The sequence below is a fragment of the Sphaerothrix gracilis Ecp01 genome, assembly GCF_030405905.1.
GTDB lineage: Bacteria > Cyanobacteriota > Cyanobacteriia > Phormidesmidales > Phormidesmidaceae > Sphaerothrix > Sphaerothrix gracilis.
Map to the genome: position 1 here is coordinate 181,338 of NZ_JASATW010000001.1, position 12,757 is coordinate 194,094.

The window sequence follows — 12,757 nt, forward strand, 5'->3', positions numbered from 1 at the left end:
TCTAAGGTCTGTCAAATAGTCGATTCTAGATTGCGCTTAGACTGTTAAGGTCTGGATGTTTCTTTAGCGATCGCTACTTTTTCAGCATGACCACTCGGCTAGACAGAGCCAAACAGCTCAAGCAGGAACTACAAGATTTTGTTTTAGAAGCAGAGGGTGAGCTAGCTGTGGCGCTAGAAACTTTTGCCGCCGAGCAGCTCAGAGGCAAAAGCTCAGATGCCTATCAGCAAGAGCTGGTGATGGATGCGTTTCCTTCTGAGGGGCAAGTGGGCGATCGCACGCCAATCGATCTGTTTATTTCGGAGCGTTCAGAGCTGAGCGCTGAGGATCAAACTCTTTTAGAAAGCTGGAAGCACAGCTTTTTGGGTCTGTTTGAAATCAAAGCCAAAACCGACCGCCAGATGGAGCTAATGAACTGGCTTACAGCCAAGCATTACACCATAGCATTAGCGGCTAACAGTGAGTCGGCCCAGCAAAAACGCTTCAAGCCCGGCGAAATTCTGCTGAGCCGCATTGCTCCCCTCAACGCCGAAAGCTGGATGCTGACTGGCCCCTGCATTCTTAAGGGGCAACTAGGCAAGCCCAAGCTAGCCGTCGTCGTCGGCGAATTCAAAGATAACTATCGCTCTGCTCTTTACAGCGATGCCCCTGATCTTTTAGAGGAAGCCTGGCAGTCGGTGCAAAAGTATCACGATGAGTTTTTAGACTTCTTTAAAGCTGACGAAGTGACCCTTTCTGGCTACGAACTCAATAAAAAAATTCAGGATTTTCAGGAGACAAGTTCCCAAAAGCGGCTAGCAGAGGCAGGGATTGATCAAAATAAGTCATTAGCTGAGATGGCTGACGAAGCTGGTTTAGAGGATGAAGATATAGAAGCCGTGTCTGAGTCCTTGGGAGTTGGCGCCAACGTCGTTGCCAAGACCATCAAAAATACTCAGGCCAGCAAGATGGTTATGCCCAAGGCAGAGCTGCCTTCCCATTTGAAGCGCGCTGAACAGGTGACAGTGCTGGCAGATCCCCGTTGGGGCCAGCAGTTTGTTGTCAGCTATGGCAAGTTTCAAACGCTGCTTAGCTCAGATGAAAACCCGGCAGCGGCTCAGACCCTAGCGCTGCAGTGGCTCAAAGATCCAGAGATTACTGCTTTTGCCTGGCATCGCCTAGCCCAGCGGTATCCAGACTCCCTAGAGTCTACGCTGCAGCAGGCATTGGATCGCCCTGACTTCAAACTGAGCAATCTAGATGCCCTCTTAGAAGAGTTTGGCAAGCGCACAACGCCAGAACTGCCTGAGATTGCTAGCGTGCCGATTCATTTGCATAACCTCTTTCAAGAGGCGATCGCTGAGCTAGAACCGCCCAAATCCAAGAAAAAATCGAAGAAAAGTAAGTCGAAAGGCTTTCAATAAGGGAGCAAACTATCAGGGGCAAAGCTAATATTTCTTACAAAACATCAGCAGCCTAAAACCAATCAGAGACAATAGACATAGAATACCGTTAGCTGCAAAGAAATTCTCTCAAACTCAGTCTTTCGTACAGGTGCAGCTATATCTACTGGCAGACGCAACAGCCCCGTAGATTTCATAAACTAATATCAAGAACGGAAAACAGCATAATTACAGTAGAAAGGAGCCGAAATTTATGAATATTTTAGCTTGGATTATTTTAGGTTTGATTGCGGGTGCTATTGGTAAAGCCATCTATCCTGGACATCAGGGTGGCGGTATTTTAGCGACCCTATTGTTAGGTATTGTAGGTGCCTTTATTGGAGGTACGATTGCAACGCTGCTGACGACGGGCAGCCTGCAGTTGACGGCAGCTTCACTGAGTATCCCAGGCGTTATCCTGGCGATTATAGGCGCTATCATCGCCATCTTCCTTTGGGGCCTTATCAGCCGTCGGACTGCCTAGTCCACTCGATATTGTTCACTAATTTCTAGTTTTTAACGTTTGTAAAAGCTAGTTAGCTTAGAGTCTCTGCTGCTGTTTTTGCAGCGGGGGCTTTCTGCTATCTAGACACTGTCTGAGCTGTTCTATAGACAACTTTGATATGCGATGAGTCAACGAGTTCACCTAATTTTCAATCCGGCCTCCGGTCAGGGTGATGCAGATGCGGAGTTATCCGAAATCTGTTCGGCCTTGCAGACTAAGTTTGAGCTATCAGTTTCCAAAACAACGCCCGAAATTGAGGCTGAGTTTTTAGCTCGCAAAGCCCTAGAACAGGGTGCCGAAATTATTGTTGTCTCTGGGGGAGATGGCACCGTTTCAAGTGTGGCCTCAGCCCTAATTGAGAGTGGAGCCTATTTAGGCATTGTTCCTAGAGGAACGGCTAATGCCTTCGCTAAATCATTAGAAATTCCTGAAAACATTGCTGCGGCCTGTGAGGTAATCTTGGAAGGTGCTCAGCAAAAGTTAGATATGGCGCTCTGCAACGATCGCCCTATGCTCACAATAGCTGGAGTGGGCTTTGAAGCTGAAGCGGTCAACCGTGCCGATCGCGAAGCCAAGAACAAGTTTGGCCCCCTTGCCTACTTCATAGCTAGTCTGCGTGAAATTCGCAATTTTGAACGTTTCCAAGTGGAAATAGAAACTGAATCAGGTCAGATGCAAGCCTCAGCCGCTGCCGTTACAATTGCCAATGCAGCGCCAGTAACTTCAGTATTAGCTCAGGGACCCGATGAGATTAAGGTAGATGATGGCCTGTTAGATATCACAATTGTTGCGCCTGAAAGCGCATCGGACGTTCTAATCGCTTCCTACGAACTGTTACGCTCGGCTATTACGAATGATCATGCTCAGCGAGAGAATATCGGGCACTTCCGAGCCAAACAGATCAAAGTTAGCACTGACCCAGCACAAAAAGTTGTTTTAGACGGTGAAATGATAGGAACAACGCCGATTGAGGTGAAGTGCTTACCTAGCAATTTAACTGTCTTTGTGCCTGCGTCAATAACTGAAACGTCAGACGAAAAATTCAAAAAAAAAAGCACCCGAGTGACGCTAGCGAATAGAATGCACCACTGGTGGCATAGCTGGACAACAGATGAGGCAGCAGATAAGGAATAGGGAGTTTATAACGAACTCAGAAGCAACGGACTCAGAAGCCAGAGAGGGATCAGTTTAGGCAGTAGACACTAGCTGTGAGCGCATTTTGACCCGGTACGGACAGGCGATTCACAAGCAATGTTCTCCTTAGCCTGAGGATGGCTATAGCGCTCAAGGCGGGTCTTGCAATAGCCAAAGTCCCGTATAGGTCACGCCAGAATCGTCAGGACGCACTAGCAGAAAGTGAAGTCCTTGACTCTGTTGCTTGCGCTGTTCAAAAGTGCCAGCCGCGATCGCTACTTCTGCGTCTGCAAAAGTAGCCACCACCCAGCGATTGACTAGGCCAGCCTCCAGGATCAGACCGTCCGGGCTGCCGGGAATATAGCTTAAGGAAACAGGCTGAGCGGTCTCTAGCCAGAGCGCTAGCGGCATTGACTGCCGCCCACCGTCAATTACAAGGCCGGGAATCAGAGCCGTGCTGGCTAGGCCACGCTGTAGGGGCAGTAAGTCGCCGGGCAAGCTGAGGATAGGGATAGGTTCAGCGGCAAATTCTTGAACAGCCTGAGCGGCGATCGCGGCAAACCGCCACTGGTCACCCCAAAGGTTTTCTGGCAGGGGCAGCGGCGGCGGTCGATCGAGCGCTAGCGGCTCATAAGCTTCCTGACTGTAGTTAGGCAAAGTGGGATACCACTGGCGGCGCTGCAGCAGCCAGCGCTTAAGAGCGGGTATATGGCGGGTGGCTATGACTGGAACCTCAAGGGACTCGCAGGCTGTCTGCATCAGGCTGAGACATTGAGGCCGAAAGACAGCGATCGCCTCTGGTTTTTCAGGGGACTTGGTCAGGGCGATCGCCAGTTGGGCCTGCAGCCAGCTAGCAGTGGCCTCAGCCTGCGGACAAGTCGCCCCAAACGTAAAGGAAAAAGCTGCATCACAGATAAGCAGTTCCCACAGCGGCTGTCCGGCTGGGTCGCGCAGAGGTCGGCGGTAAAAGTCGGCTTGCCAAAGGGTCACGGCTAAGACACAGCGCTCGCTAAGATCGGCTCCGACTCTACCATTGTTTCAGGCGCATAGATTTGAGCAACATACTCTGCCACCATGCGATCGCTATTAAAGATAGGAGCACAGGTGCGAATCGAGGCTTTCATCATCCGCAGCCAGCCTTTCGGAATTCCCTGACCGTTGCGATCGTAGTAGAGACGGGCCATATCCTTTTGCAAAATCTCATAGAGAGAATCGGCATCAATTTGATCTTGGGCCACCTGATCGCTGGTGCCAATATCTTTGCCAATTGTCCAGCCATTGATACCGCGACCGCTAGCGTCTTCCTGATAGCCTTCACACCACCAGCCATCCATGACACTACAGTTAATTCCCCCGTTGAGTGCTACCTTCTGGCCGCTAGTGCCAGAGGCTTCCAAAGGCCGGCGCGGATTATTGAGCCAAACATCTACGCCCTGAATTAACATCTTGGCCGTATACATATCGTAGTCTTCGATAAAAGCCACGCGATCGCGCAGCGCTGGGTGGCGGCACCACTCCATCAGCCGTTGAATAATTCGCTTACCCTCATCATCAGCCGGATGGGCCTTACCCGCGAAAATAAGCTGTATGGGCCGTTTGGCATTCGACAAGATTCGCACCGAGCGATGTAGGTCTTTGAAAATCAAATAGCCACGCTTGTAGGGGCTAAAACGGCGCGCAAACCCTATCGTCAAAGTCTCTGGATTGAGCAAACGATCAACGGCGGCGATATCAGCCGTTGCTTCTCCCCGCGCCTGCCGGGACTGACGCGCCTTAGAGCGGGCATAGGCAATCAGGCGCTCTTTCAAAATGCAGTGTCGTTTCCAGAGTTCCTCATCGGGAATAGCGTCAATCTGAGCCCAAATTTCTTTATCAGAGATCCGCTGAGACCAAGCCTCGCCCAAATACTGATCGTACAGATCTGCCATCAGTGGTGCGGTCCAAGTGCGGGCATGAACCCCGTTGGTAATCTGCCCAATCGGGACTTCAGTCTCGTCTTTTTCGGGATAAAGAATGCTCCACATCTGTCGGGAGACTTCTCCATGCCGCTGGCTGACCCCATTGGCCGATCGCGTCATTCGCAGCGCCAGCACCGTCATGCTGAACGGCTCCCAGGGATCTCCTAGCCGCCGCGCTCCCAAAGCTAAAAACTGCTCTCTAGAAAGCCCAATCTGCGGCCAGTAGTCAGCAAAGAAGGAGTCCATCAAATCGGCTGAGAACAAGTCGTTGGCGTTGGGTACCGGCGTATGAGAGGTAAAGACAGCCCGCGATCGCACCAAATCTTCCATATCGTAGAAAGAGCCGCCGCTCATTTCCATCTCAGTTCGCGCAATTTCTAGAAGCGCAAAGGCCGCGTGACCTTCATTGAGGTGATAAACCGAGGGTTCAATCTCCAACACCTGCAGGATGCGAATGCCACCAATGCCCAGCAGCACCTCCTGCGCCACCCGCGTCTCCTGATTACCGCCATAGAGATGCCCTGTCAGTGAACGATCCACCGGGTCGTTGTCTTCGCGATCGGTGTCCAGCAGGTACAGATTGACCCGGCCAATCCGGGCCAGCCAAACCTGCACTCGCACAGTGCGCTGACGAATACGCAGCTTGATTGTCACCGGCTGACCAAACTCATCACGCACCAGCTCCAGCGGCATGTGCTCAAAGTCGTTGTTATCGTAATATTCCTTCTGCCAGCCGCTGCGGTTTAAATGTTGTCGAAAGTAACCCTGGCGGTAGAGCAGGCCAATGCCAATCATAGGCACGCCTAAGTCAGAAGCAGACTTGAGGTGATCACCGCCTAAAACTCCCAGGCCCCCGCAGTAAATCGGCAGAGATTCATGAATACCAAATTCAGTACAGAAGTAGACCACAGGCTGATCTAAGGACAACTGAGGCGCTACGCGATGACACCAGGTATCCTGCTCTGTCAAATAGGCATCAAACTGAGCCGCCAGCGTTTCTAAGCGCTTGAGATAGCGAGGATCTTCTGCCACTTGAGACAGGCGCTCATAGGCAACTGACTCTAGTAGCTCCACCGGATTGTGATTGCAGCGCTGCCAGATAGTAGGATCAACGACGCTAAAAAGGGAAAGACGCTCCGGAGTCCAGCTCCACCAGTAGTTATAGGCCAGATCTGCCAGTCGCCTCAATGGAAATGGCAACCGAGATCTCAGTTGAGAAATTGGATTCATCGCGTCGAACTCCATGAAAGAAGAGGGTGGGGTAGAAAAGTGAGCGCAACTTTCTTCAGCGATCGCTCTGCACTGAGAAAATACTCAAAAAGCTTCAATAGGTAGCAGCTTAATCTGTAAGGCTTGCTCTCAGCTTGCACAGAATAACTCTGCAAAAGCTATCTCGATTATGAACGCTAAGGCAAGCTACCCTACGGAAAGTTCTTGAGATTTCAGGTTTCTAGATGACTTTTTTCAGCTTCAGTAAAGCCTTGCAGGCTTTTTTCAGCTCGGCGTCTAGTTCTAGAGATTTTCAAACCGTTTGAGTAGATCTCTCGAGAGTCGTCTGTAGTCTATTTAAACCTAACGCTTTAATTTTTCCGGCTTAGCAGCGTATCCGACCTCACATTTATTCCTCAACGGGCAAGAGCGCAGCATCTAGACGGGCTGAGCTGGGCAAAACACTTCTATCAGCAGACTCTAATCTCTATCTTGAGTTTGTTGCTGAGTTAGGCAGGTTTTGGAGCTTGAGAACTAAAGAGGCGACTGTAAAGAAGTTTATACAGAATTGTATAGTGCTTGGTGCAGAGGTCGCGGTTTTGGCTATGGTAAGATTCTGAATGGATAGCAGAAGCAAGGATTTCTAGGCATGTCAGCCGCACAAGTTACAGATTCTACGTTTAAGCAAGAGGTACTTGAGAGCGACGTTCCGGTCTTAGTCGATTTTTGGGCGCCTTGGTGCGGTCCCTGCCGGATGGTTGCTCCCGTTGTCGACGAGATTGCCGAGCAGTATGCTGGGCAAGTGAAGGTCGTCAAAGTCAATACTGACGAGAACCCTAGCGTTGCCAGTCAGTATGGTATTCGCAGCATTCCCACGCTGATGATTTTCAAAGGCGGGCAGCGAGTAGATATGGTTGTTGGAGCGGTTCCTAAAACAACTTTAGCGAACACCCTAGAGAAATATCTCTAGTAATCTTGCTTTAGCAGCAGCGCTGCTGGCTCCATAGATTCCGAATCAGCTAAAGCAAAATTTTTCAAATCTAAGCCCTAACCGCTAGCGACTAGGGCTTTTTTGCATGGCCAACAAAGCTGAGAACAATTCCGTTATCGATCGCCTTCCATTGCCGCGACTGACTTGGGTACGTCTGCCGTCAATACCTCATGGCCGGTCTCAGTTACCAGCAGGTCATCCTCAATCCGAATACCGATACCGCGCCAGCGATCGCTTACCTCTGGCTGGCCCTCAGCCGGCTCATAATAGGGAGAAATATAGATACCTGGTTCTACTGTCACCACATTGCCAGGGGCAAAAGGCTTCCAAGTTTTATCAGCATTGCGCAAAATGCCCACATCATGGACATCAAGACCTAAAAAGTGGCCAGTGCCATGCATGAAGAAAGCTCTGTGCTGTTTATTCTCAATCAGCTCATCTACGTCACCCTGCAGTAAGCCTAGGCTAACTAGCCCTTCGGTGATCGTGCGGGTAGCGGCATCGTGAAACTCATTGAAGGCTTTACCCGGCTGTACCTGAGCGATCGCCTTAAGCTGCGCTTCCAGCACCAGTTCATACAAAATCCGCTGTTCTGCAGAAAACTGGCCGCTAACTGGAAACGTACGGGTAATATCAGCGTTGTAATAGCCATAGGCGCAACCGGCATCAATTAGCAGCAGGTCATCTGACTGGAGCTGCCGCTGATTTTCAATGTAGTGCAGAATGCAGGCATTTTCACCAGAAGCCACAATCGACGGATAAGCAGGCCCCATACCGCCTTCACGGCGAAAGATCTGCTCCATTTCCGCCTGAATTTCGTACTCATACAGTCCCGGCTGGGTCATTCTGCGGGCAACGTTGTGAGCTTTAGCGGTAATGGCGATCGCCCGACGCATCAGCGCCAGTTCCTCTGGCTGCTTCACCCGCCGCATAGCCTGTAGCAGCAGCTTGGTATCTGCGATCGCAACCGGGCCCGTACCCCGCTTAGTGTAGGTTGCTAGCAGCCGCTGCCATAGCTGTAAAATTTTCTGATTGAACTCTGTATCTAAGCCCAGATGATAATAAAGGCGATCGGCTTTCTCTACATACTGGGGCAGCTTTTCGTCAAGTTCCTCAATTGAATAGACCTCATCGGCTCCATACAGCTCTTTAGCCCGCTCTACTCCCACCCGGTACCCTGTCCAGGTTTCTTTAGCCAAATCTTTCGGCTGCACAAACAACACAAATCGGTGCTCTTCGTGATGGGGGGCTAGCACCGCAACAGCCTCTGGCTCATTAAAGCCGGTTAGATAGAAAAAATCGCTTTCCTGCCGAAAAGGATATTCGACGTCATTATGCATAACTGCCATTGGCGCACTGCGAAAGATGGCCGTCGCGGTGCCTATTTGCGCCATCAAGTCAGTCCGCCGCTGGGAATAGTCAATCTGCATGGACTCTAAACTCTAAAACCGATACTTAAATACCTGAACCTTAGTTCCTGTGGTGGGTAGAGCACTGGCTCGCACCGTCAGCGAGTCGCCAGTCCCCTGGCTCACCTGCGCGGCAGGGAGAGTTTGCTGCACTAACGCCAAAAAGTTATCTACTGGCTCAATCGGACAGTCTTCTGGATCAACGCCGTCAGCCGCAGCAGTTTGATACTGGGTTGGAATCGCTAGCTTGGGATTGAGGGTCTGAATAACGCTAACCGCTTCTTCAGCGTTATAGGCTTTAGGCCCTCCGCCTACGGGCAGCAGCAGCACGTCCGGTCGTCCGATTAGAATTTGCTCTTCTACACTGATGGGAGCCGCTGCGCCACCCATATGTACAATGTTGATACCGGCCTGATTCCAGCGCCAGACGACATTATTGCCAAAGCGGCGTCCGCCTTCGCGATCGTGATTGGTCAAAATTCCCTGAATTCGCAGCGGGTCTAGCTCATAAATGCCCGGTTCGGCCAGCAAGCGTGGATTGCCGGATAAATCATCTACCCAGCCTTCATCAAACAAGCGACTGCTAATCAAAACTAGATCCGCCGCGGCTTGCACAGACCGATAGCCTGCGGTGCAGCCAACCGGACGAAAAGGATTTACCAGGATGCGCTGTCCGCCACCTGTGAACAGAAAAGCGCTATGGCCTAACCACTGCACCGTCACAGCACCACCAGATTGAGCCTGCCAAGTTTGCCAGTGTGACGTCAGACCCAGTCCAAATGTGGCTAAAAAAGTCGCTCCTGCGTAGCGAACTAGCTGTCGCCGTTTCATAACTCTCTCCTCTCCCAAATTGGCAGACTATTGAAATATAGGGCTATTCTGCAAATTCTCGCACAATCGCTGCTATGTTATTGCCCGATTGCAGACAGTTGCTGATTTGTCTGGGCCTCTGAGGCGGGTAGCGACTTGAGGAAATTGCGCAGTAACAGCTTACCGGGTTCTGTCAAAACGCTTTCAGGATGGAACTGAACACCCTGAACGTGAGAATACTCACGATGACGCACCCCCATAATGGTGCCGTCTTCTACCCAAGCCGTAATTTCTAGCGTTTCGGGGCAGCTCAGGCGATCGATGACCAAGCTATGATAGCGAGTTGCCGTAAATGGATTATCGAGTCCGGCAAAAACGCCAACGCCTATGTGATGCACCTGTGAAGTTTTGCCGTGCATCAAAGTCGGTGCCGCAACCACCTCACCTCCAAATACCTGACCAATTGCCTGATGACCTAAACAAACGCCCAGAATTGGCATTGTCTGGCCCAAAACACGGATAACCTCTGCCGAAATCCCTGCTGCTTCTGGACGCCCCGGCCCCGGTGAAATCACAATACCAGCCGGACTTAGACGCTCAATATCGTCCAGGGTAATTTGATCGTTCCTAAAGACCTGAATTGATTGAGCTAGCGGAAACTCAGCGCTCAGCTCGCCTAAATATTGAACCAGATTGTAGGTAAAACTATCGTAATTGTCGATAACCAAAAGCATGGTTTTCTCACCTAGCTAAAGCTGATCTAAAAACGGGCTAGTAAAGGGGGAACTAAAAGGCACCCAGCGACTAAAACAGAGGCCAACGCTGAAATCAAAACAGCCGCTGCGGCGCAGTCTTTGGCAATTTTAGCTAGCTCATGATAAGCCTGCTGTACTGTCAAATCCACAACGGACTCAATAGCCGTATTGACTAATTCCAAGGTTAAAACAGCTCCGCTGGTCAAGCCCAGAACGGCAATGCTGGTTGCGTCAAGCCGCAGCCAAAGACCTAGCCCTATTGCTAGAGTTCCGACTATAACGTGAATGCGAAAATTCCGCTGAGTTTGAAAGGCATAGGCTACACCGTTCCAAGCAAACCGAAAACTCGCCAGCAGGTTGGAAGCGACCTGCCAAGCCATCTCGCGGTCTGGCTGAGATAGCTTGGATGAACCATCTGAAGCTTGTTCTAGTTCTTGAGACACAGGCATGGGAATAGCATCTGGGAAAATATCTTCAGGCTGCAGAGAATTCAATCACGGTACCTCTATTTAGCAGAGTTGACTGAGAAAGCGTCTGACCGCATCCTGATGAGTTCACGTTACAGTATGTAACCAAACGGCTTGCTGTAACAACTTTAACCTGAAGTTATAGGTTAGCCATGACTAATATCTGCAAGAACTAATGCCTGCAAGAGTTGTTGCTGCTGAAAAAGCATTTGATCTAGCTGTACTTCGTCTGGATGATCCCATCCCAAGAGATGCAGCAGGCCGTGAGTTGCCAGCCAGGCTATTTCCCGAATGAGAGAATGGGCCTGCTGCTGGGCTTGCACCGCCGCTGTCTCCAGGGAAATGACGATATCTCCTAAATAAAGTGGCTGGCTGATTAAAAAATCCGCTGCTAGCGGGGCTTTATCTTCCAGGGCCGCAAATGCCAGAACATCTGTGGGTACAGCTTTAGAACGGTATTGATGATTAAGCTGCTGAATTTGGCGATCGCTCGTCAACTGCAAACCAACTTCATACGCTCCAATAGGCGATCGCTGCGGCTGTAGCTGCTGTATCCAGATTTGAAACCAATCCTGCCAGGGTAAATCTGGCACCGCCTGACCGTCTAAATCCTCGATCTGAACGGCAACTTCAATTTGGATCTGGGACGGGTCGATGAGAGCTGACTCCATAAGCGCGGTATTTCGGGTTAACTATCGAGTCAAATAGGCCAGTCCGACCAGTAGCGACAGTAGCCCTACTGTCGTTAAGGCAAAGTGATACAGCGACTTGCCTCCTTTTTTAACCATATTGCGCATGGCTAGCTTGACGTAGCTGGGAGGCGGACTGGACTCTGAGGCCGGAGCGTGAGTCGGAGTTGGAGAACTGGGTGAAGTGCCACTCATAGATTCAGAAAGTTAGGAAACTGTAGGGACAGGCTCGCGTATTTTTCTTATGCTAACCCTTTCTCAGGTCAACCCTGGGCCGCTAAGCTTCCAGGGCTGGGCTTTCAACTAGCTGATTTTCCTGCCGCAGACTGGCCTGAATAAAAGCGTCAAGTTCACCCGCCATTACGTCATCAACGGCTGTGGTTTCAACGCTGGTTCGCAGGTCCTTTACCATCTGATAGGGGTGAAAGACATAGTTGCGAATCTGATTGCCCCAGGCGGCTTCTACCATGTCACCGCGAATATCAGCGACGGCTTTAGCCCGCTGCTCTTGGGCAATAATTAGCAGCTTGGCCTTCAACAGGGCCATTGCCTTTTCGCGGTTTTGTAACTGCGATCGCTCCTGGGTGCAGCGCACGGAAATGCCTGTCGGCAGGTGCGTGATTCTTACCGCTGTCTCTACTTTGTTGACGTTTTGACCGCCAGCACCGCCAGAACGAGAAGTTTTAATCTCTAGATCTTTTTCAGGAATTTCGATTTGAATATCTTCTGCCAAAATAGGCATCACTTCCACGCCGGCAAAGCTGGTCTGGCGCTTGCCATTGGCATTAAACGGTGAAATTCTCACCAGCCGATGGGTGCCCTTTTCATACTTGAGATAGCCGTAGGCATAGCGACCATGCACCTCTAGCGTGGCCGACTTTAGCCCCGCCTCATCGCCCTCAGAGATCTCAACTAAATCAACCTTGTAACCGTGCTGTTCTCCCCAGCGGGTATACATCCGCAGCAGCATCTCGGCCCAGTCCTGTGCATCTGTGCCACCTGCTCCAGCATTAATAGCCAGCACGGCACCGCTTTTATCGTAGGGGCCAGATAGAAGCTGCTGTAGTTCCCATTGATCAAGGGCCTGAGTCAGCTGATGCACGTTTTCCTGGGCCTCTGCTAGCAGGGCAGCATCACTATCTTGCTCTAGCAGCTCTAAAATCGCTTGGGTATCTGCCAGACTGGTTTGCCATTGCTCCAGTTGCTCCAAATGAGACTTGCAGTCGTTCAGCTCTTGCAATAGCTGCTGGGCGCGGCTTTGATCGTCCCATAGCTCAGGCTGAGCTGCGGCCTGTTCTAGATCCTTGATTTTGGCCTGTAATGCGGGGATGTCAAAGATACTCCTGAGTTTTACCCAGGCGATCGCTTAACACGTCAACGTCTTTCTTGATTTCTAAAGCTTCCAGCAT

13 protein-coding genes are annotated in these 12,757 nt (G+C 50.8%); 4 read left to right on the forward strand and 9 right to left on the reverse strand.

The window, feature by feature from the left end; genetic code table 11:
• The first annotated feature begins 86 nt into the window (after positions 1-86).
• The 3 genes from QJQ48_RS00825 to QJQ48_RS00835 all read left to right on the forward strand — a co-directional run bounded on the left by QJQ48_RS00825 (position 87) and on the right by QJQ48_RS00835 (position 3,060).
• Complete coding sequence (locus QJQ48_RS00825; protein WP_346289275.1) at positions 87-1,403, forward strand: hypothetical protein; 1,317 nt, start codon at positions 87-89, stop codon at positions 1,401-1,403.
• A 232-nt stretch (positions 1,404-1,635) separates the two neighbouring features.
• Complete coding sequence (locus tag QJQ48_RS00830; RefSeq protein ID WP_346289276.1) at positions 1,636-1,905, forward strand: GlsB/YeaQ/YmgE family stress response membrane protein; 270 nt, start codon at positions 1,636-1,638, stop codon at positions 1,903-1,905.
• A 144-nt stretch (positions 1,906-2,049) separates the two neighbouring features.
• Entirely contained in the window at positions 2,050-3,060 is a 1,011-nt protein-coding gene (locus QJQ48_RS00835) for a YegS/Rv2252/BmrU family lipid kinase (protein ID WP_346289277.1), read from the forward strand.
• A gap of 150 nt (positions 3,061-3,210) precedes the next feature.
• Here the strand turns inward: QJQ48_RS00835 and QJQ48_RS00840 are convergent, their stop codons facing one another.
• Both QJQ48_RS00840 and glgP read right to left on the reverse strand, forming a co-directional pair.
• A complete protein-coding gene (locus tag QJQ48_RS00840; RefSeq protein ID WP_346289278.1) occupies positions 3,211-4,050 on the reverse strand; it encodes a Tab2/Atab2 family RNA-binding protein in 840 nt (279 codons plus the stop codon).
• Positions 4,051-4,052: 2 nt separating this feature from the next.
• On the reverse strand, positions 4,053-6,248 hold the full coding sequence (gene glgP, locus QJQ48_RS00845; RefSeq protein WP_346289279.1) for an alpha-glucan family phosphorylase: 2,196 nt from the start codon (positions 6,246-6,248) through the stop codon (positions 4,053-4,055).
• A gap of 628 nt (positions 6,249-6,876) precedes the next feature.
• On the opposite strand from glgP, the gene trxA reads away from it, so the two are divergent.
• Complete coding sequence (trxA, locus tag QJQ48_RS00850) at positions 6,877-7,197, forward strand: thioredoxin (protein WP_346289280.1); 321 nt, start codon at positions 6,877-6,879, stop codon at positions 7,195-7,197.
• A gap of 134 nt (positions 7,198-7,331) precedes the next feature.
• Here the strand turns inward: trxA and QJQ48_RS00855 are convergent, their stop codons facing one another.
• The 7 genes from QJQ48_RS00855 to prfB form a co-directional block, all read right to left on the reverse strand.
• The gene (locus QJQ48_RS00855; RefSeq protein ID WP_346289281.1) at positions 7,332-8,648 is read right to left on the reverse strand and encodes an aminopeptidase P N-terminal domain-containing protein; all 1,317 of its coding nucleotides are present in this window, start codon (positions 8,646-8,648) and stop codon (positions 7,332-7,334) included.
• A gap of 12 nt (positions 8,649-8,660) precedes the next feature.
• The gene (locus QJQ48_RS00860; RefSeq protein ID WP_346289282.1) at positions 8,661-9,458 is read right to left on the reverse strand and encodes an MBL fold metallo-hydrolase; all 798 of its coding nucleotides are present in this window, start codon (positions 9,456-9,458) and stop codon (positions 8,661-8,663) included.
• A 77-nt stretch (positions 9,459-9,535) separates the two neighbouring features.
• Positions 9,536-10,171, reverse strand: coding sequence for an anthranilate synthase component II (locus tag QJQ48_RS00865; RefSeq protein ID WP_346289283.1), 636 nt, complete (start codon positions 10,169-10,171; stop codon positions 9,536-9,538).
• A 26-nt stretch (positions 10,172-10,197) separates the two neighbouring features.
• Positions 10,198-10,641 (reverse strand): diacylglycerol kinase family protein, encoded by a 444-nt coding sequence (locus tag QJQ48_RS00870; RefSeq protein WP_346289463.1) that lies wholly within the window; start codon positions 10,639-10,641, stop codon positions 10,198-10,200.
• Between the two features lie 164 nt (positions 10,642-10,805).
• Positions 10,806-11,330 carry an rRNA maturation RNase YbeY gene (ybeY, locus tag QJQ48_RS00875; RefSeq protein ID WP_346289284.1) on the reverse strand — a complete coding sequence of 175 codons (525 nt, stop codon included), beginning with the start codon at positions 11,328-11,330 and terminating at the stop codon, positions 10,806-10,808.
• A gap of 21 nt (positions 11,331-11,351) precedes the next feature.
• Complete coding sequence (locus tag QJQ48_RS00880) at positions 11,352-11,543, reverse strand: DUF3285 domain-containing protein (RefSeq protein WP_346289285.1); 192 nt, start codon at positions 11,541-11,543, stop codon at positions 11,352-11,354.
• An 82-nt stretch (positions 11,544-11,625) separates the two neighbouring features.
• A protein-coding gene (prfB, locus tag QJQ48_RS00885; RefSeq protein ID WP_346289464.1) for a peptide chain release factor 2 occupies positions 11,626-12,754 on the reverse strand; the annotation gives its coding sequence in 2 pieces (ribosomal slippage) (positions 11,626-12,681 and positions 12,683-12,754; 1,128 coding nt in all).
• Between the last annotated feature and the right edge of the window lie 3 nt (positions 12,755-12,757).

Excerpts from the sequence above, each read along its gene's own strand:
- QJQ48_RS00825 (WP_346289275.1), top strand. The coding sequence starts at position 87 with ATGACCACTCGGCTAGACAGAGCCAAACAGCTCAAGCAGGAACTACAA.
- QJQ48_RS00830 (WP_346289276.1), top strand. The coding sequence starts at position 1,636 with ATGAATATTTTAGCTTGGATTATTTTAGGTTTGATTGCGGGTGCTATT.
- QJQ48_RS00835 (WP_346289277.1), top strand. The coding sequence starts at position 2,050 with ATGAGTCAACGAGTTCACCTAATTTTCAATCCGGCCTCCGGTCAGGGT.
- glgP (WP_346289279.1), bottom strand. The coding sequence starts at position 6,248 with ATGAATCCAATTTCTCAACTGAGATCTCGGTTGCCATTTCCATTGAGG.
- trxA (WP_346289280.1), top strand. The coding sequence starts at position 6,877 with ATGTCAGCCGCACAAGTTACAGATTCTACGTTTAAGCAAGAGGTACTT.
- QJQ48_RS00855 (WP_346289281.1), bottom strand. The coding sequence starts at position 8,648 with ATGCAGATTGACTATTCCCAGCGGCGGACTGACTTGATGGCGCAAATA.
- QJQ48_RS00860 (WP_346289282.1), bottom strand. The coding sequence starts at position 9,458 with ATGAAACGGCGACAGCTAGTTCGCTACGCAGGAGCGACTTTTTTAGCC.
- QJQ48_RS00865 (WP_346289283.1), bottom strand. The coding sequence starts at position 10,171 with ATGCTTTTGGTTATCGACAATTACGATAGTTTTACCTACAATCTGGTT.
- QJQ48_RS00870 (WP_346289463.1), bottom strand. The coding sequence starts at position 10,641 with ATGCCTGTGTCTCAAGAACTAGAACAAGCTTCAGATGGTTCATCCAAG.
- ybeY (WP_346289284.1), bottom strand. The coding sequence starts at position 11,330 with ATGGAGTCAGCTCTCATCGACCCGTCCCAGATCCAAATTGAAGTTGCC.
- QJQ48_RS00880 (WP_346289285.1), bottom strand. The coding sequence starts at position 11,543 with ATGAGTGGCACTTCACCCAGTTCTCCAACTCCGACTCACGCTCCGGCC.